The sequence below is a fragment of the Martinezella calliandrae genome (assembly GCF_030272695.1).
Taxonomy (GTDB): Bacteria; Pseudomonadota; Alphaproteobacteria; order Rhizobiales; family Rhizobiaceae; genus Rhizobium; species Rhizobium calliandrae.
In genome coordinates this window covers 1-19,099 of record NZ_JARFYN010000082.1, presented here as the reverse complement: position 1 = coordinate 19,099, position 19,099 = coordinate 1, and the positions used below count along the sequence as shown (strand labels likewise).

The following is a 19,099-nucleotide window of genomic DNA, read 5'->3' as shown; positions in this document are numbered from 1 at the left end:
GCCGCACATGTAGAGTTCGAGCTGATCGCGTTCCTTACGGCCGAGCATCGGAAGGCTCCAGAGAATCAACGATAACTCAATTGAATCAGATACATGAGACTTTTTCAACAGCCCCACGCGGCAGCGTTGCCAGGTGGCGGAAAGCACCTTGGAGACGGCCCGCTTTGATCGTGTGTCACCGTTCTCACGCGCGCGTAGCTGTCCTGGGGCAGCGTGATTCGCGACCTACTTACAGCCTTATGCGAACTGACTGGTACCAACGTCGTACGTTCCCCTGTATTGATTGAGCGGAATAAACCTTGTTGAAGGCCCGCCCCTTTCGATGGCGGTAAGCGGGTAAGATTTGCTTCCTTTCGCAATGATCATTGCGCACCCTGCGTCCATGGCGATTTTCGCTGCGATCAGCTTTGTGACCATACCGCCCACACCGTAACGAGCGGGCGAACTAGCGGCCATTGCCTCTATTTCGGGAGTGATGCACCGTACCTCAGTCACCAAGCGAGCCAGCGGATTGCCGTGTGGATCTTCCGTAAAGAGGCCATCTACGTCTGACAGAACAATAAGGAAGCCGGCATCCACCATCTGAGCGACCCGAGCCGCAAGCCGATCATTGTCGCCAACACATATGCCGGTCGTTGCTGTCGTATCGTTCTCGTTGATGACCGGTACAGCGCCAACCTGGAAAAGCTGTTGCAGGGTTCCCCTATTATTTAGGCGGCGCTGCTGGTCGTCTAAGTCTTCGCTACTCAATAATACCTCCCCTACCCCGAACCCACGGCGTTTCAAACTCTGTTCGTAGGCACGCATTATCTGAACCTGGCCAATAGCGGCGGCCGCATGCTTCATCCCGGTCCTTAGACGCTTGTCCAACTCACCGATGTGACGCGATCCAACCGCGACAGCTCCAGAGCTCACGATGATCACCTGCTGCCCGCGAGCGATAAATCGGATGACATCTTCTATCAGCGTATCAAGCCAAGCGGCCCGTATTTCTCCCGTTTCTGTGTCGGCAATGAGCGCGGAGCCAACTTTCACGACCAGTCGGGTAGCAGAAGACAATTGCACTATAGTCGGGTTTGTTGGCGCGGAATCTTGTTGTACTAGAAACGAATTCATTTCTCTCGTGCCTCTTCGGGGCGATTCTTGAGTGGATAGCGTGGGACACTTCAGACATTGCCGTAGAGTGCTCAGGCGTTAGATCTTTGTGCCCCACCCTGTCCCAGATTTTTTAGAGAAACGTACCATTGCGAGCGCAATGACGTCGTAAAGTTCTTGTAAAATTTCAGTTAGCCGCCCCCTTGGGGTAAGGAGATAGGAATAAAAAAAGCCACTCGTGAGCGGGATCACATACGCTTCGATATTGGATCTCACGCAACTAAAAAGAGCATCGCTGAAAAGAGCGAAGACCGGCTCAATTCTCTTTCGGCAAATATCCAGGGATACCAACGTCTTCGTGCCAGAAGAATGCGCTGTACGCAGATCCCACCAGTATAGATGTATGACTGCTTGCTGCCACGACCATTAACAGCAGAGATATGCCCCACGAACAATCCCGTATGCCTCACCTCATACGTTCTGACATGATGGAGGCACGTTCGAAACGATCGTATGTGTTGCCCGGTGAGAATTTTGGTCCGCCAAAGCTGCGGTACTCCAGCGGGGGAAGGCCACACGAAGAGACTTTAATACCCCCTGCTAGAAATTTTGCACGATTGACTCTCATTATGCGGTAACCCAAGCCGCCGACAGTGCCTCTGCTTGCCGCAGTACAGTCTGCACAGCCGCATCCTGAAGGTCGGGAGGATAACCATATTTCCTGAGTATGCGTTTTACCAAGACCCGCATTTTCGCTCGCGCGTTCTCTCGGTGAGCCCAATCGACAGTGATATTGTTTTGCAGACTCGTCAGCAGCTCGTGCGCAATAAGCCGGAGAGATTCGTTGCCCAGAATCTGTACCGCGCTATCGTTTTCCGCTAGAGCGTCGTAGAAGGCGATTTCCTCAGTTGTCAGACCCTCCGCTTCTCCCCTTTGCAAGGCCTCGCGCATTTCCTTTGCTAATCGGATAAGCTCTTGTATGACTTCTCCCGTGGTGATTGCATTGGAGTGATAACGAGCGATTGCTTGCTCTAGCCGTTCGGAAAACCGCTTCGTCTCTACGATGTTTGTCCGAGCTCGCGACTGGATTTCTCCCTTCAGCAGCCTACGAAGCGCCTCAAGAGCAAGGTTCTTTCGTTCTAAAGCCTGCACTTCAGACAGGAACTCGTCGGAAAGAATTGAGATGTCTGGACTTTGGAGTCCTGACGCTCGCATGATATCGATGATTTCCGTCGAAACCACAGCTCGGTTTAATATCTGCTGAACTGCAAAATCGCGATCCGCCTCCGTTCCAATCCCACCTTCTTTCGAACCAATTAGAGCCGCACGAACAGCTTGAAAAAAGCCTACATCCGCTGCAATAGCTTTGGCTTCGTCGCTACCTGCCGCCAAGGCAAAAGCCTTTGAGAGATTCAGTACTGCATCCGGGTAGCGCCTTAAGGCCAGCTTCTTTCCTTCCTCGGTTGGGGCTGCGGCAGCGTCTCGGTGTTGAGCAGACAAAATCCATTCAACAGCTCCTGCTAAAGCGGCTAAACGTTGTTGGGCAGATCCGCTCAATCCGGTGGAAAAATTAAAGCCATCGAACATCGCTTTAACTATCTCATAGCTGCGTAGAACGGCGACTACAGCCTCACGTTCATCAATCCCGGTTTTCTCTTGGTCAGATCGCGAATAATCGCGTAGCGCGTTCCTTAAGCTTTGCGCGATGCCGATATAATCCACCACAAGCCCCGCAGGCTTGTCTTTGAAGACGCGATTTACGCGCGCAATGGCCTGCATGAGCCCATGCCCCTTCATAGGCTTATCGACGTACATTGTATGAAGCGATGGAGCATCAAATCCAGTTAGCCACATGTCGCGAACGAGGATAAGCTTTAAAGGATCAGACGCGTCTTTCGCTCGCTTTGCGAGATCGGCACGCCTTCTATTGTTTCCGATGTGCTCTTGCCATTCAGGCCGATCGCCTGCTGACCCGGTCATCACGACTTTGACAACGCCATCCGCATCACTGCTACTGTGCCATTGAGGTCGAAGCGCTACGATGTGGTTGTACAGCTCAACACAGATTCGGCGACTCATGCACACGACCATGGCTTTTCCGTCCATGGCTTCTAAACGGCTTTCGAAATGCGTCACGATGTCTGCGGCCACTAGTTTTAAGCGTGCTTCGGCGCCGACCAAGCGTTCCACAGTAGCCCAACGCGCCTTGATGCGCTCTTGCTCATCCCCGAGATCGTCTTCCGTTAGTCCGCTGATTTCTTCATCAACGATCGGCTTATTTTCCTCCGGCAGCTCAATGCGTGCAAGTCGGCCCTCATAGTATATAGGAACAGTCGCACCGTCTTGGACTGCTTGGCTAATGTCGTAGACGTCAATATAGTTTCCGAATATTGCGGGGGTATTCACATCGCCAGATTCGATTGGGGTTCCTGTAAACCCGACGAATGACGCGTTGGGAAACGCATCACGTATATACTTTGCGAAGCCATAAGATATTTTACCACTATTGCTTATTTTGGCTCGGAAACCATATTGGCTACGATGAGCTTCATCGGCGATGACGACGATATTTCTTCGAGTTGAAATCGTCGGAAAAATACCCTCTTCACTTTCAGTATTGAACATCTGCAGTGTGGTGAATATTACGCCGCCTGAAGCACGATTGAGCATCTCATTGAGTTGACCACGATTGTCGACGTGCTCTGGCGTTTGCCTCAGCAAATCCTTGCAACTTGAAAATGTGCTGAATAGCTGGTCATCCAAATCATTTCGGTCTGTGACGACCAAAATCGTTGGATTCTCCAACTCTGGCGTCTTCACGAGCAATCCGGCGTAGAAAGCCATCAAGTAGCTCTTACCGGAGCCTTGCGTGTGCCAAATCACGCCAACCTTGCGATCACCTGCAGGCGAGCTTGCCTCAATAGTCTTGCTCACCGCGTGCTTAACCGCATGAAATTGGTGGTAGCCTGCAACGATCTTCTTTGTCCCGCCGCTGCCGTCGGCAAAGACTGTGAAGTTCCGTATCAGGTTAAGAAGGTTATGCTTTTCAAATACTCCTCTGATGAGGGTGTGTAGCTCAGGCGTGCCTGATGGAACTGTGGCGTATCCATCTATCGTCCGCCAAGGCATGAAGCGTTCGTGAGTTGCATTAAGTGAACCAACTCTGGCTCGCATGCCATCCGAAACGATGAGCAAAGCGTTCGTCCGAAAAAGCGATGGAACTTGAATCTTGTAAGTTTGGAGCTGGTTGAAAGCTTCTCCAAGCTTATCCGCCCCGATACCAGGTTTTTTGAGTTCCACAACCGCAACGGGCAACCCATTAAGAAAAACCACAACATCAGGCCGACGGCTGTAGGAGCCATCAACGAGTGAAAATTGGCCACTAACCATCCAGTCGTTATTAGCCGGTTGATTGAAGTCGAGCAGTTGAACGAGATCACCGCGGATCGTCCCGTCTTCGCCATAAAACTCGACCGGAACCCCTTCGACGAGAAGACGATGAATTCGGCGATTTTCCTCCAGGAGAGATGGCCTTTCAGTGGCCATGATCTGCTTGATGGCATCAAGCCGCGCCAGTTCGGGTATATGGCTGTTTAATCGATCGACTGCTAGTTTGAGCCGCTTGTAGAGAACAACATCAGAATACGCGTCACGCTCTGGCTCAGATCCATCCGGACCGATCACGCTGTCGGCGGCCAGATTGTAGCCGAGGGCTACAAACTCATCCAGCAAGAGGCTCTCAAGCTCGTTCTCAGACAGATAACTCATCACGCGCTTTCGGCTTCAGTAATACCGGACAATGAGGCTTGCTCTGATGCCTCAAAGGCTTGCTTGTAAGCGATCCTATCAATGCCGAAGAGTAGGCGCGAGGGTTCAATTGACAAATTATATTCTTCTGCATCAGGAAGTTTCAAAACGATATTAAGGAGTTCATCCTCAATCTTGGCAGATTTAAAACCGACATAACTGTCGATTAGCTCGTTTATATTCGTAAATCTCTCGTAGGGCTCGACCGGATTCAATAGATCTAGCTTAATTTCTAAATACGCCTCATGCAAAAATGTAATTATAGCATCCGCAGCAAGTATCGATGACCGTTGATGGTGCCGAGAAAGCTTGGCGAGAAATCCATCTTTTCCATGACTGATAGTTCCTGACGAATTCCTTAGAACTCTCAGGGCTTCGGTGACGTTGTTGTGTCCCTTTACAAGATTAATGAACGCTCTATCCCGAATATCCCCTAGACCTAGGAGGCGTATCACCAGGCCGACTAGCTCGCCTGTGGGGATATCTTCCCGCGTAGGCTTTAGGGGCTTGGCGGGATCATCAAGTGATTCAATGATCGTCCTGCATGCGCAGTCGATCAGTCCCTTCGAAGCATCAATGCAAGCATCATTCCCTGACGCAAATTCACTTTCGAAGGTGTCTAAGGTCTGTTGCAAAGTGGGCGCTGGCGCCCAGTATTCGCAAAATGCGACGATCCCTGGATACCAGTCTCTGCTCATCAGCTTTGTAGCTCCTCGCGTGCTTCATTAATTTCAACCTCGCCCGACATCAACTTGGGAAGCAACGCTTCGCGTAAGCTCGTAAGTGTTCGATTTTCCAGCCGGTTGGCTATCATTAGTCTAAACATCGGATCAATCGTCTCATTCGCCGCGGTCATAAATTCTGGGCCGGGTACGACGACGCGAGCTTGCGATAGGTGTACCCGCTGTATATGCCCCATCGTGGTAGCCTTTGATTCCGCGATCGCTTGGAACTCAGGCATATAGTAATCAACCCAGAAGTAATGAAACCATTTAGGGTATTGGTCCGATGTCACTTTGAATAGATGCTGGTTCAAAGCTCCTGGACCGCCGGTCCAAATATCTTGCATCAATGTTCCAGACCAAGAGAATATTACATCTTCGTCATCGATAACGTAGTCGGCCGGTATATTAACTGAAGCTCTGTCTGCACCATTGGTAGACCCTGATCGCAACTGAGATATTTTAACAACGGGCAGATACTCGGACCCAGTTGCGGGATACTTCTGCAATGCAAGCCCATTCAGGAATGAAGCAATCTGATCGAGTGGCGCAGGATTCCACCCCGCCGGTATCCCATTCTCGTCGAAAGAACCGGGAAACAGCTCAAATAGACGCTTCGGGATATAGTTGACTGAACTTTGAACTTGGTTAGCTACATCCCCGCTTTGTTTTGCTGTTGTCGGACCAAAATCGACAAACCAATCTTTGAAAAGCATTCTGATACCGCTTTCCAAAAATGAATTAATAGACTCATTGGACGAAATTTTATCGTCGATTGCGCCTAATAAGTCTCCTATTTCATCTTGATCTTTGGGCGAGCGATCGGGGATTGGAGTTGCATTCAATTTGTCTGTGGGCAGGACGCCAGTGCCATGCCCAGCGGCTTCTACCGAACCAAGCAGATAGGTCTTTTGCGCTTCCAGGGCGAAATACAGGAACCTGCTATTGATACTATCAGGCACGATTGCTTTGATATCTTGGTTGAACGCAATTGGCAGACGCGGATGCACGATACGAATCTCGCTGTGAAGGGACATGCCGCGAACAACCACGAATATTGCGTTGTCTGGGGCAACTCGCGTACCATTACCAATTGCACGTTTGGTGACGCGATCTTGTGTCGTCCCATCAAATGCGGACATGTCTTTTGGCGTTAACCAGGGTATGCCACCATTCCAAAAATCTGGATTATTCTTTGAAGGTGTGCCACCCGACATCAGGGTCGCGACCTGGGAAAGTGGAACGTACTGAACATTAGCCATCAACCGACAGCCTCTTAAGATTCGCCGAAATTTTCGTGCTGAGGCTGGCAGCTGTCGCGAATTCGGTTTCCAGTTTGGCTTTCAATTGTGTAAAGCGCTGGACAAACGACTCATCAGTCGTAACAACATCCTCGCTGCCAACGTAGCGTCCTGGGGTTAGCACGTAGCCGTTAACCCGGACCTCTTCGATCGTAGCTGATTTGGCGAAACCAGGCATGTCAGCATATACGCCCGCTTCAGCCTCACCGCGCCAAGCATGATAGGTCTGAGCGATCAGTTCGATATTCTGAGCCGTAAGCTCCCGACGCGTGCGGTCAATCATGACGCCCATTTTTCGCGCGTCGATGAATAGGATTTCGTTGCGGCGATCGCGAAGCTTCCAATTCCGAGCGAGACCATTCGACCGATCCCTCGCTAGAAACCAGAGGCACGCGGGTATCTGCGTTGAGTAAAAGAGTTGGCCTGGTAGCGCCACCATGCAATCAACAACGCCAGCTTCTTTACCTATGCCTTCAATCATCGCACGTCGGATTTCTCCTTCGCCGTTCTGGGTAGAAGACATCGAGCCATTCGCCAGTACAACGCCAGCAACACCCGTTGGACTTAGGTGATGAATAATATGCTGGAGCCACGCATAGTTCGCGTTTCCGACCGGCGGAACTCCGTACTTCCATCTCACATCTTCCCGCAGACGTTCACCGCCCCAATCGGAGATGTTGAAAGGAGGATTTGCGAGGATGTAGTCCGCCTTTAGGTCTCGAAGCTCGTTCTTGTGGAAGCTACCTTCGCTGTTCCACTTTATATCGCTGTCGATCCCTCGAACCGCAAGGTTCATCTTGCAAAGACGCCATGTCGTATGATTGGATTCTTGTCCATAGATGGCTATGTCGCCTTTCCGACCGCCGTGTTCCTCTACAAACTTTTCTGATTGCACAAACATGCCCCCGGAGCCGCAACAAGGATCATATACACGCCCTTTGTACGGTTCCAGCATTCCTACTATAACACCAACCACAGATTGCGGTGTGTAGAACTCTCCACCGCGTTTGCCTTCTGATCCGGCGAACTCAGACAAGAAAAACTCATATACGCGTCCCAAAAGGTCGGTTGCTGGACCGTCGGCATTTTTGAGCTCGATCCCAGATATCAGATCAATGAGCTCTCCAAGCATCACAGCGCTTAAGGAAGGGCGAGCGTAATCTTTAGAAAGAACCCCCTTTAGGGCATCATTGTGTGCCTCCAAGGCGATCATCGCTTCGTCGATCAAGCGTCCGATTGACGGCAGTTTGGCATTCGACTGAAGATGAGACCAGCGAGCTGTGCGAGGAACCCAATAAATATTCTCGGCAGAATATTCGTCGCGGTCTTCAGCGCCTTCCGGGTACTCGTCCAGTAGTTCCCGATGCTTCTTCTCGAAGCTATCAGATATATATTTCAGGAAAATCAAGCCAAGCACAATATGTTTGTAATCAGAGGGCTCCATATTCCCTCGCAGCTTATCCGCCAACCTAAATAGGTCGGCCTCAAAGCTGAGCTTGGTGTCTTGCTGTTCAGCGGACTTCAATTTGCGCGCCAATTCGATACCCCGATCTGCTATTAATAGCTGATACCGGCCACCCAATGTCGGTTGTTATCGCCACCGGCGGCTCGGAATCAGCATCCTCCTGCACAACCGTAAACGGTTGGCGTCCAATAGGGTAGAGTCGAAGGATTGTAATTATTGATCAACATTGACCGGGGAACATGGTGTCCCCCTATCCATCCTAGAGCGTCCGGTTTTGAGTTATGGCGGGCGCTTCCTCCCCGGCGCACCATTACGAAGTCAATCTGACCCCTTCGCCTTTGGCGCCGGCACCGAGAAATTCGACACCGGCCTTCCTGAGCGCGGTCTCACCGACGGCGATAGAGGTCGCGCTGGCGGTGCAGCAGGATATCTCACAACGTGTCGAGCAAGCTGCCTCGCTCCGCGACAAACGGTTACAGCGCGCCCGGTATGAGGCTGAACTCGCACGCCGCCGCTATCTGAAGGTCGACCCCGACAACCGCTTGGTTGCCGACGCACTCGAAGCGGACTGGAATGGCAAGCTACGCGACCTCGATGCGCTTCAGCGCGAACATGAGCGTCAAAACGAAACAGACCAGTCATTGCTGGACGGCGCTGCGCAGGAACGGATTCGGGCGCTGGCCGCAGATTTTCCCAGCGTCTGGAGCAACGAGCGCACGCAGCCAGTGGTCGGGTGGTTGGCAACCGTTTCACCCGACTCTTGCGGTAGCGTCAGAGGCCTTTATCAACCAAAGACAGCAAATTTGTTGTGAAGTCGTGCTTTCCATGCGATTCTTCGGTCAGTCCCGAAGGAGGTAATTATGTCTGAAATGATGCTGGCAACGCTTTCCAATATTCGGACGGTTGACGACATGGTCGCCGCGTTCCGGGACGAGGAGCATTGCCGTCGTTTGCTCGAAAGCATGGTATGGCCGAATGGCAGGATCTGCCCCGCCTGTGGTTACAAACGCTCGATCGCGATAGCTGGCCGCGATACTGGCAAGCGCCGTGCGCGGCCGGGTCTCTATCAATGCTCCAGCGGTGATTGCCGTTTCCAGTTCACGGTGACAACCCATACGCCCTTGCACGCCACGAAACTTCCCTTGCGCGTATGGCTCAAGGCGATGTGGCTGTTGTTGCAATCGGACAAAGGCTTGTCCTCGGTTCGTCTCGCCGAGACGCTCGGTGTAAGCCAACCCACGGCCTGGCGGATCGGTCATGCTATGCGTCTCATGGTGGCGCGCGAGAACATCCTCGACGGCACGGTAGAGATTGACCATTTCTATCTCGGTGGCAGGCCACGAAAGCATCCCGATGATCCATCGCTCGGAAGAGGCCGCAAAGGGCAAGTAAAAACGCAGAAGACGCGGGTCGTGGCGATTGTTCAGCGACCAGCAGATGTCACCCCGGGTTCCGCTGCGGGCGATGCTCGCGCCGCTGTCGTTACCGGCCTTTCATTGCGTGCTGCCGTAGGCGCGATTGCACCACAAGTCGAGCTTCAGGCACATTTGATGAGTGACGAGGCAAAGGCATTCATGGCTATTGGCGAGAGCTTTGCCGCACACGAGACGGTCAACCACTCCAGCCGCGAATATGTCCGTGATACCGTCCACGTCAATTCAGTTGAAGGGTTCAATGCTCGGGTCCGCCGAACCATCGCAGGTGTCTTTCATCACATCAGCCCGGAACTCGCCGATTTGTATTTCCATGAAATAGGCTTCCGCTGGTCCCAACGTGTCGTAACCGGCCAGGCTATGCGAAAAAAGCCGAAATGGCAGGGAAAGTATGAAAACCCTTTGGTCGCGGGTGCCTCCCGCACTGCAGTTATTGCAAGTGTTCCGCGCTCCACCGGTCGCCAGATGCGCAGAAGCCCGGACGGCGGCATCACTATCAAATCGGCCGTAGCTGCCTTTGGTTGATAAAGGCCGCGTCAGATGTGCTGGAACAGATCGATTATCCGAGTGATACAGACCGGCCATTCTAAAAGACGGGCAGGATCCTTGCAATTGGATCGCGTAAAGTGCAGGGAAAACCGACGCACTACTTAGCGGTTTTGAGGGCTTTGACAAGACTATGACCTGTTTGGATGATGTGCTCTCTCATCAACTCTATGACGGACGGGGCGCCGGATTTAAACGAAGCCAAGATTTGCCGATGTTCCTCCTCTGCTTCCTCAAAGCGAGAGGTCAAAATCTGATGACGCCTAATGTAGCGCTCGATCTGTACATTTATACCCCGAATAAGCACCAAAGTCTGGGGGCGCTCTGTTCGCGAGTAGAGACTGCGGTGAAACTCCCAGTTTAAGGAGTTAACCTTTCCGATGTCCCTCCTGCTATAGGCTTCGTCGAGTTCTTCCAGTATTTGCGCGGCCCGAATCACTTGTTCATCTGCCATTCGGCTCACCGTGTGGTTGAGAAGGTCACACTCCATTATTGCCCGCAGCTCGAACAGTTCCATAATTTGGTCTGTTGGCAGTGACGTGACAAAGGCACCCTTATGAATCCTGGACACAATCAGCCCGGCTGCTTCCAATTGGCGAAATGCTTCGCGGACAGGCATTCGACTACAATCATATTCGGCCGCGATTGCTTCTTGGACGAGCTGGTCACCTTCCTTAAATTCCCCTTTGAGAATGCGTTCGCGTAACGACTCTGCCAATTCCTCAGGTATGCTCTGTCGTTTAAGCTGGTACTTTGAACGCTCGTTCGTCTGGTCGGACATATTTTCGATCACACTTTCGAAGTCAACTCACAAAGCCTTTTTGCTATTTGGGCGCACGATGGCAGAGTCTCCCACGGTATCTGTCGAAGCTTATGACGCCCGAGAGCTGTGCGCCGGACACAGAGCATCTTCAAGAATCGCGCCAAGTCCGCAGAATAGCTGTCCCAAGGCATTTTTCTGTACGCTTACACCGGCCATAAACCTGAACACCGTTGTGTCGTGGATCCGACAAATGGTATCCATCCGAGCAGGCTTTCAATTACCCAGAAGTTCAGCGCCGATGGTCATGCCGATCCTGATATCGGTGAGGCGCGATAAGCCTCGGCACATGACGGTATTGCCCGGTGGCGGATCATGGGCGCGAGCCAGATAGCCGCCGAGCTTTGCAAGCTTGATCAAATTGGTGGACAAAGTGCCAGCGCTGTCTGGGAGCGGATCGTCCTTGTCGGGGAGAAGATGGTCGAGCAGCTTCATATCTCGATCTGCGTGATCGCGACCGCGGGGTCGGCATCCGGCGTGGCTCGGTTGAGCATGGTCATCCAGAAGATCCGCCAGGCCAGGATGCAGAAGACGGCAATGAGCTTCACCAAGCGCTCGGCGGTTTGCAGTTGGGCCTCTTCGGCCCTGCAACCGGATTTCAGGATCTTATGGAAGGTCTCTATCTTCCAGCGCATGGCGTACCAGTCGAGCTTCTCGATGGCGTCTTCGTGGGAAGGAACGGGTAGATCGGTGATCAGCTTCCAGTCGATCCTTGGCCGATGCTTTGGTTCCGCCTGCTCCTGGGCGTGGATCACCGTCAAATCAAGTGCTGGATAGCGCTTCTGCTTACCGATCGGCGGCAAAACATGGATGCGGCGGAATCTGATCTCGACAACAATCGTCTCAGGCTTGCCATTTGCATCGCGGACCTCGACCTCGTGCATTCCGCTGATTTCGGCCTCATTCATCTGGACGGCGATCGTATGCTCGCCGTCGCCCGCCAGCCGATCAACGCAAGTCCTCACCAGGAAATGGGTGCCGAGTTCATGGGCCATGCAGAAAAGCTCATAGATGTCGCTTTCTCGATCACCTATATGGATGCAGCGCGCGGCATCACCGAACAGCGCAATCGACTCCCGCATGTTCTGTAGCCAGCGGAAGCACTCCTTCTCTTCTATAGGCAACCGCGTCAGGTTGACCTTTTTCTTCAACGCAGCGGTTCCTTGAACTTCGACCGCGTCCAGAACTTGATGGCCGAAAGGCCAAGCGGCAAACCGTCCAGCGTGACGGCCATGCTCGAATGCATCAAAAGCCCGCAGACGGGGCGGGCCACACTTCCTAGCGATGGAGGATGGCAGTGTCGTGCGATTGGGTAGCACCGTCACTGCGGCACTAGCCGAACGACAGCAGCCTGCTGCGGGACACCGTGCGGATCACTGTGCGCCTGCTGAAGCGGGCGACACCCTGATCGGCGGCGCCGGCATGGCATGGCGTGACCATTGCCGCGCGGCCAGGAAGTGCGCCAGCAATATTCAGTTCACTCGCGGTCGGCCGGACCGTGTCCAACTCTCCCATGAACTGACATCAGTCGCGACCAATCCCTCTACCGAACCGTGGCAGATCGAGGCCTCTCACTATCGGCCGCTGTTGAGCGCATCATCGCTCGCAGGGAGCGGCGCGTCCTGATCGGCGAAACCGTGCCTTATCGCAAGCCACGCAACTTCCGTGCCGGCATCGAGGGCGGCATTTCCTGCCTAAAGCGTGCCAGTGTCATCACCCCGCTTCTGCGGGCCCCGCGCCGTGCTCGCGATCACCGTAGCAACTCCGCTCTGGCGAAAACCAGCACCCTGATGCGGTCCCAACCCTCAAAGCCAACGCAGACCTAAGGCAAGTGCTTGAGAGCGCTATTAAATATGCTTGTTCATACGAAAACTAGTTAGACGAGGCCGCAACGTGAGTCAAAGTATACAAATAATTTACACAACATTTTTTGCGCGCTTGTATAATCCTTTCAGTTTCCGATACGCAAAGCGAAAGTGGTTCTCTGTCTGAATGTGGTAGAAACGTACGATATACGTTGGTGGAAAGATGACAACCACCTTAATGTCCCTCGTTTGCGCGAAAGACAGACAGCTGTTGCCAAATTATACCGCGGACCGCCAAGCAATGCGAGTAAACCCAGCTATGCTGCTAAGGAAGCAAAATAATGACAGCCTCTCGCAAGTATGCTCTAACACCCACACTTTCCGGTTTGCGCAGACCCTTGCGTTTTGGCAACGACAACATAGCCGACGTTATCGCCAAGACTTTGCACAAATTTCCGGCGAAAACTGCCGTCAGAACAAAAGATGGCGACGTGACTTACGGCGAGCTGGCGACCCTCGCATCCCGCCTTAAGGAACGCTTCGAGGCGATCGGGGTTCGCCCGGGTGACGCCGCCGTTGTCAAACTGCCCCGATCAATTGATTTGGTTACGGCTATCCTTGCTACCCAAATACTGGGCATCGCATTCGTGCCTGTTGATCCCTCGGAGTCGGATGAGCGAGTGGGCTACATACTTTCCAAAACGAATGCCATTGCCATCGTTAGCCATGATTCAAACGGGTCACTTTGCGTCAAACGGACTCACTTGCGCGGCGGAAAGTCACGGTTCACAAACATCGCCTACATCATGCACACCTCCGGGAGCACAGGCCGTCCGAAAGCGGTGCCAGTTTCACAAGCAGCTCTCCTTAATTTGATCGATTGGTATATTGACATGATTGATTTTTCGGAGAGAGTCAGCATTGCCCAACTTTCGCGACCAACATTCGATTTCTCGATTCCCGAATTTATTGTACCATTTGCGACCGGCGGGACGATTGTCTTGCCCAGCACGCAACTGGGAGCACAGATCGTTCAAACAACCGAATTTCTAATTCAAAGCGGCACCAACGTTATTCAGATGGTTCCAACACTACTGCGATGTTTCCTGGGAACTCTCGAGCGTCTTCCTGACATGGCGGAGCGGTTCACTCACCTCAAATACGTGATCAGCGGCGGTGAACCTCTACCGGACTCCGTCAGACGGCGGTTTTACTCAATTCTTCCGAACGCGACGCTAGTAAACAGCTATGGTCCAACCGAATGCTGTGTCGCCGTCAATTACTACTATTGCCCTCGTGGCGAGGCAGACCTCCCGATGTTCACCGGTCAGCCAGCGTGCAACATCGATTTCTTCGTTCTGGACGAGAACCAGTGCAACGTGGGTCTTGAGGCCGAGGGCGAGCTCTGGGTGGGAGGCGCTCAGACGTCCGAAAGCTATATAGCTGACGAATGCCAATCGAAACTGCACTTCATGCCACACGTAACGACCAACGGCAAACAAGTGCTTTATCGCACCGGCGATTATGTCGTAGCATCGGATGAACATGGATTGCGTATGCTCGGAAGAAAGGATGACCAGATCAAGTACCGAGGAGTGCGACTGGAGAAAGGAGAAATTACCAGCGCAATCGACCGGACGGGCTTATGTGCAGACTCAGCGGTGATCCTGCTAGATAGGGACGACGATACAGGCCAGGATTTGGTCTGTATAGTGACGCCCGCGAACGCCGACGTGGATCAACTTCGCCGGCGGCTTTCGAAGGCGCTGCCGAATGACCGTGTTCCGAGGCTTGTAGTACCTCTCGACATTCTTCCTTTTACTTCAAATGGAAAACTCGATCAGCGTGCCCTCGAGAGAACTGCCAAGAAGGCGCTCCAGGCGACCGTGAAGGATGCCGCCCCACATACCGAGAAAGCAACCGCGTCTCCATTGAACCATTTGCTGTTAGCGATAAACGCAGTCACTGGAAAATGGGTATCCCCCAGTCTGAAGGTTCAGAAGCTCGACATAGATTCGCTGAAGTTCCTTGAGCTACAGGTCAAATTGGCCGAAATCGGCCTGATGTTCAACAAGGACGTCTATCTAGAGCAAAATTCGACGATCGAGCACTGGGCAAGGGAACTTCAACCCGTCGATCGCAGCGTGTTTCAAGCAGGCGCCGTACGCAAAGGCGAGCATGCTGCCGAATTTCGCGATGGGCTCGAGCAAATTATCAATTGCATTGAAACGCAGACCCCCAGCATAGTCGTGTTACACTCGTCGCTTGCAGCGATAAGAAATTTAACTCCGAGTGACGTGGCATCGATTCTACTCCAGGCGATAGAGCGCCTCGCCACGTCATCTACAATTATCATCCCAGCGTTCACATTGAGCTACTGCGACACGCGGCAATTTCACTTTACGGAGACAAAGTCCGAAACAGGCGTGTTGGCCGATCTGGTGATGCGGGAGCTATCTGGGGGGCGTACCAAGCATCCCGCTTATTCGATGGTTGTGACCGGCCCAAAAACACGCGAATTATGCGATGCCGAATGGTGGCAACGCACCCCGTTTGGTGACGACTCAATTTTCGAGTTTATTAGTAGGGCTGGAGGCTTTGTCATGGGCCTCGGCACATCGGTTGCTACGCACGTGCACCGCTGCGAAATGTTGGCCCGTGTTCCTTATATGAAGACGATCAACATCGATGGCCTCGTCGACTTCGGCACGGGGCCGCTTCGTGTCTCATCATCCGTCTATGTCCGTGATATTGCAGAGAGGCCGGAGTACAGGTATCTCGCACGCGACGTCGCTCGCGATATTCGCGAACTAAAGGACGTTACGCGTGACTTTGAACTGGCTGGAACCTACGCAAGGCTCGTGGCCGTAAGAGATATGGAAGCGGTGCTGGTGCGCGCAATGCGAGTTGAGCCATACGGCTTTCTTCGGGAAGAGGCTCGGGAAGAAGCGCAACGCGCATATCCCATAAGCCAAAGGGTCGCTTAACTTGGAACTCAGTAGATTCGGAGGTTGAAAATGACGACGCGAATATTGGGTCTGGTCGAGTTTGACCAAAAGCGTCTGAAAGTGGATCTGGCTACGTTAGCACAAGCAAAGTTCTCGACCGCATATTCGGATTTCGCCTGCGGGAAGTGGGAGGCCTGTATTCTGCGCAACCGATCGGGAACGCAGGATGAGGACACTGTGGTCAGCCACCACGTGCCAGCGATCGCGACGCCCTTGGGCCAATCCTTATCGTATTTCAATGAATTGCTGGAGACACATTTTGATACAAACGCGATGCGTTACGCCAGAATTATACGTATATCCGAGAACGCTTGTATCATTCCGCACCGTGATTACTTGGAACTGGATGCAGAGTTCGTGAGAGTGCATTTGGTTCTGGCGACAAATGAGAGATGCATGAACACCGAGAACGATAGAATCTACCACATGGGACTAGGCGAAATCTGGTTTCTCGATGCGAGCGTTCCTCACAGTGCGGGGTGCTTCTCACTAACTCCACGAATCCATTTGATGGTCGACTTCGAGGGAACTCACCTCCCCGAAGCGGTTGTGCGCCAAACCAAACAACCATTAGAAAGTAATGCGATGGTTGATGCTCGAGAGAAATGGTCCAAGGAAACGCTCGAATGCGTGCTGGGCCTTTCAGAAATTATCAGTGAGGCTAACTATCGAGAGATCGTCTCTATTTTGGCTAAGCTTCACTTCTTCTACAAGATCGACTGCCAAGCAATGTATGGATGGCTGCAGGAATTATGCCGGCGTCGTGGCGACCCGATCCTGATAGAAAAAACGAATATGCTCGAGCGATTCTATCTTATTGATCGCGCAGCCGGGGAAGTCATGTCTTATTGACGAGCGCCTTCTTTGAGTTGGACGCCTTGAGGTAAACCATGATGGATTGGATCACGTATCCCGCCGGCGAAAGCCGCTTGGCGAAGCGCCGAGTCTGCGGTAGCGACGCCACTCGATCGTTCAGACGGAGCGCCCGCGCAATCACCCCCACGCAGCGCTTGGTGCCGATCTGGTGCCGATGCTCTTCCATGTTGTGTTCATCTTGCCGCCCGAAATCTTTCCGGGAGGTCCTATTATGGCAGCGTCATGCTCCCCCACGGTGAAGCTGCACGAGTTCATTGCCTTTTTCGCTGCCTCCGCTCGCCCGCCCGCTTTCACGCTCCAACGGCATCCACCGCGCTTCGGCTCACCCGTTTTCCTGAAGGCACGGCGCCGCTGATGAAGCCACTGGTCCTGATTTGTTCACGAGATCCAGAGCTCTATCTGATTCTCAGCCACATTCTGGAGGTCGATGGCTTTAGGAGTGAACTGGCCAGCGCTGTCGACGAAGTGGTTGCGGTGGCCGTGAAACAGGAGCTGCTGGCGGTACTGCTGGACTGTCATGCAGCAAGCGGAACAGAATCGATCATATGTGCGCGGCTTAAGCAGGAGCCACTGACCAGCGGGATCCCTGTGGTTGCTCTGGTCTCGCGCGACGCTCAGCACGAGCTCATCGGTTTGTTGAAAGCCGGTGTCGACGAGACTATGGTGCGGCCGCTAGTGCCGGCTAGGCTGCTCGACTATTTGCATGCGCAGCGGCGTGGTTTCAACCGGGTTGAAAACGGCCACCGACTTTACCGCGGTGGCCTAGAGATGGAGGTCGTTTCGCACCGAATTAGGCGTAACGGGCATGACATTCATTTGGGATTAATCGAGTTCAACTTGCTGCGGCACCTGTTCGAGAGTCCGGGCAAGGTTTTCAGTCGGGAGGAATTGATCACACTGGCTTGGCCGAATAACATCCATGTCGGTGCACGCACGGTTGACGTACATATCAGCCGGCTCAGAAAGACGCTTAAGTCGGTTTCGTCAAATAGCGTTATTCACACGATTAGGTCGCTCGGCTATTCGCTCGAGGCATCAGACGGCTGAGTAGGAACGCTCGGGCAGCCCTAGATCCCGCTTGCTGAGGAAAGCCTTTCAGGTGCTCGAGATATTCGGCCGAATTGCTACGAGTAACGTAACCGCTGTTTTGCTTCCATGTTGCCCTTTCTGTCCCAATCTGTGATAGGGTTTCCATGGACGAGCAACGGTAACGGTCCGATATTGCCGCCTCCCGCATAGGGTCTCGATGGCCTATGACACGTGTTTAACGACGTCGTTAGTGACGTGTCCTGGGTGAGGCATGTGATGCGTATCGGGATTCTTGGGCAGCAACGCCCGAGCCTGTGGCGCGACGAACAGAAGCTCGAGCTTGTCATGGTCGGTTGGGATCGACGAGGCGACGATTACCGAGGTTGCGCAGCGACACGGTCTGATGCTGCAGCAGATTTACACTTGGCGTAGTGAGCTGAAGAGCTGAAGAAGAAGGCACTTTTGTCTGAAAATGCGGTGTTTGTTCCGTATGCATCCGAGCAATCACGCGGATGAAGGCTCGCGCGTGAACTTCAGCCGGGTTATGGTCGAGCAATGCGGCTCAGGTTAGGTTCTTTTGCATGCCTTCAGATTTTTCGGCGCGCTTTTCGGGCCCATTTTGCAGCCAGGTCATCGACAGCTTTGTTGAGTTGGCTGAAGTTGGCGCTGTCGGGATTGTAATCGTTGTTGCCCCACCATTCGAGGATTTCGGCATGTCGCTCGTGCGCCGGATCGGCAAGCGCCTCGCGGAACTCCTGATAGCCCCATGGGTTTTCGGTAATCATTCGGCGAGGGCCGCAGGTTCAGGGTAAGCGCGATTTTCGATGCGCATTGACGGCTGTTGCAGCGCTAGATCGCCCCGTCGATAGCGATATCCAGCTCTAATATGCCGCAGAAGTTTTGGAGAAGTTGATCGGCAACAGGTCGCCTATGTCGGCCGCTTCGTCCCGCTGCGGCAACTCGGTGAGCACGTGGCGCAGCCATGCCAGCGGATCGACGCCACATGCGCGGCAGGTGAGCATCAGACTGTAGATCACGGCACTGGCCTTGGCTCCGTCGGCGGTGTCGCTGAACAACCACGATTTTCTGCCGGTTGCAGTCGGGCGGACATTCTGCCCATATCGAGCAAGAGCTCGTAGTCCATTATCGCTGGCACGCGCTTTACGGGCGTCGTGTGCGGCGGTTTTATGAT

General features: G+C 53.2%; 15 protein-coding genes and 2 pseudogenes. 6 read left to right on the top strand and 11 right to left on the bottom strand.

Annotation, left to right across the window (positions count from 1 at the left end; all coding sequences use genetic code 11):
* Positions 1–237 precede the first annotated feature (237 nt).
* The 5 genes from proB to PY650_RS33535 all read right to left on the bottom strand — a co-directional run bounded on the left by proB (position 238) and on the right by PY650_RS33535 (position 8,450).
* Positions 238–1,116, bottom strand: coding sequence for a glutamate 5-kinase (gene proB, locus PY650_RS33555; protein ID WP_285884296.1), 879 nt, complete (start codon positions 1,114–1,116; stop codon positions 238–240).
* A 606-nt stretch (positions 1,117–1,722) separates the two neighbouring features.
* Complete coding sequence (locus tag PY650_RS33550) at positions 1,723–4,863, bottom strand: type I restriction endonuclease subunit R (RefSeq protein ID WP_285884295.1); 3,141 nt, start codon at positions 4,861–4,863, stop codon at positions 1,723–1,725.
* Complete coding sequence (locus PY650_RS33545) at positions 4,863–5,600, bottom strand: abortive infection family protein (protein WP_285884294.1); 738 nt, start codon at positions 5,598–5,600, stop codon at positions 4,863–4,865. Before PY650_RS33545 ends, PY650_RS33550 begins: the two co-directional genes overlap by 1 nt.
* Positions 5,600–6,886 carry a restriction endonuclease subunit S gene (locus PY650_RS33540; RefSeq protein WP_285884293.1) on the bottom strand — a complete coding sequence of 429 codons (1,287 nt, stop codon included), beginning with the start codon at positions 6,884–6,886 and terminating at the stop codon, positions 5,600–5,602. Before PY650_RS33540 ends, PY650_RS33545 begins: the two co-directional genes overlap by 1 nt.
* The gene (locus tag PY650_RS33535) at positions 6,879–8,450 is read right to left on the bottom strand and encodes a class I SAM-dependent DNA methyltransferase (RefSeq protein WP_285884292.1); all 1,572 of its coding nucleotides are present in this window, start codon (positions 8,448–8,450) and stop codon (positions 6,879–6,881) included. Before PY650_RS33535 ends, PY650_RS33540 begins: the two co-directional genes overlap by 8 nt.
* Before the next feature lie 221 nt (positions 8,451–8,671).
* Between PY650_RS33535 and PY650_RS33530 the strand changes: the two genes are divergently transcribed.
* Positions 8,672–9,202: a hypothetical protein gene (locus PY650_RS33530; RefSeq protein ID WP_285884291.1), complete on the top strand. Its 531-nt coding sequence runs from the start codon at positions 8,672–8,674 to the stop codon at positions 9,200–9,202.
* A gap of 48 nt (positions 9,203–9,250) precedes the next feature.
* Positions 9,251–10,348: pseudogene (locus PY650_RS33525) on the top strand (IS1595 family transposase).
* A gap of 121 nt (positions 10,349–10,469) precedes the next feature.
* Here the strand turns inward: PY650_RS33525 and PY650_RS33520 are convergent.
* The 3 genes from PY650_RS33520 to PY650_RS33510 form a co-directional block, all read right to left on the bottom strand.
* Positions 10,470–11,150 carry a GntR family transcriptional regulator gene (locus tag PY650_RS33520; protein ID WP_285884290.1) on the bottom strand — a complete coding sequence of 227 codons (681 nt, stop codon included), beginning with the start codon at positions 11,148–11,150 and terminating at the stop codon, positions 10,470–10,472.
* 255 nt (positions 11,151–11,405) lie between these two features.
* The gene (locus PY650_RS33515) at positions 11,406–11,624 is read right to left on the bottom strand and encodes a hypothetical protein (protein WP_285884289.1); all 219 of its coding nucleotides are present in this window, start codon (positions 11,622–11,624) and stop codon (positions 11,406–11,408) included.
* Positions 11,621–12,340, bottom strand: coding sequence for an IS4 family transposase (locus PY650_RS33510; protein WP_285884288.1), 720 nt, complete (start codon positions 12,338–12,340; stop codon positions 11,621–11,623). Before PY650_RS33510 ends, PY650_RS33515 begins: the two co-directional genes overlap by 4 nt.
* A gap of 133 nt (positions 12,341–12,473) precedes the next feature.
* Between PY650_RS33510 and PY650_RS33505 the strand changes: the two are divergent.
* From PY650_RS33505 to PY650_RS33495, 3 genes and pseudogenes are all read left to right on the top strand, one after another.
* Positions 12,474–12,832 (top strand): annotated as a pseudogene (locus PY650_RS33505) (ISNCY family transposase); the annotation flags it as partial.
* A gap of 503 nt (positions 12,833–13,335) precedes the next feature.
* Entirely contained in the window at positions 13,336–15,981 is a 2,646-nt protein-coding gene (locus PY650_RS33500) for an AMP-binding protein (RefSeq protein WP_285884287.1), read from the top strand.
* Between the two features lie 30 nt (positions 15,982–16,011).
* Complete coding sequence (locus tag PY650_RS33495) at positions 16,012–16,854, top strand: aspartyl/asparaginyl beta-hydroxylase domain-containing protein (RefSeq protein ID WP_285884286.1); 843 nt, start codon at positions 16,012–16,014, stop codon at positions 16,852–16,854.
* Here the strand turns inward: PY650_RS33495 and PY650_RS33490 are convergent.
* Complete coding sequence (locus tag PY650_RS33490) at positions 16,841–17,044, bottom strand: hypothetical protein (RefSeq protein WP_285884285.1); 204 nt, start codon at positions 17,042–17,044, stop codon at positions 16,841–16,843. The genes PY650_RS33495 and PY650_RS33490 overlap by 14 nt on opposite strands.
* Positions 17,045–17,232: 188 nt before the next feature.
* Here PY650_RS33490 and PY650_RS33485 point away from each other — a divergent pair, with 188 nt between their 5' ends.
* On the top strand, positions 17,233–17,925 hold the full coding sequence (locus PY650_RS33485; RefSeq protein WP_285884284.1) for a response regulator transcription factor: 693 nt from the start codon (positions 17,233–17,235) through the stop codon (positions 17,923–17,925).
* Between the two features lie 569 nt (positions 17,926–18,494).
* On the opposite strand, the gene PY650_RS33480 is transcribed toward PY650_RS33485, so the two are convergent.
* A complete protein-coding gene (locus tag PY650_RS33480) occupies positions 18,495–18,692 on the bottom strand; it encodes an IS1096 element passenger TnpR family protein (protein WP_285884283.1) in 198 nt (65 codons plus the stop codon).
* 96 nt (positions 18,693–18,788) lie between these two features.
* Positions 18,789–19,099, bottom strand: a 311-nt coding sequence (locus tag PY650_RS33475) for a transposase domain-containing protein (RefSeq protein WP_285884282.1), incomplete at its 5' end; no start/stop codon positions are given.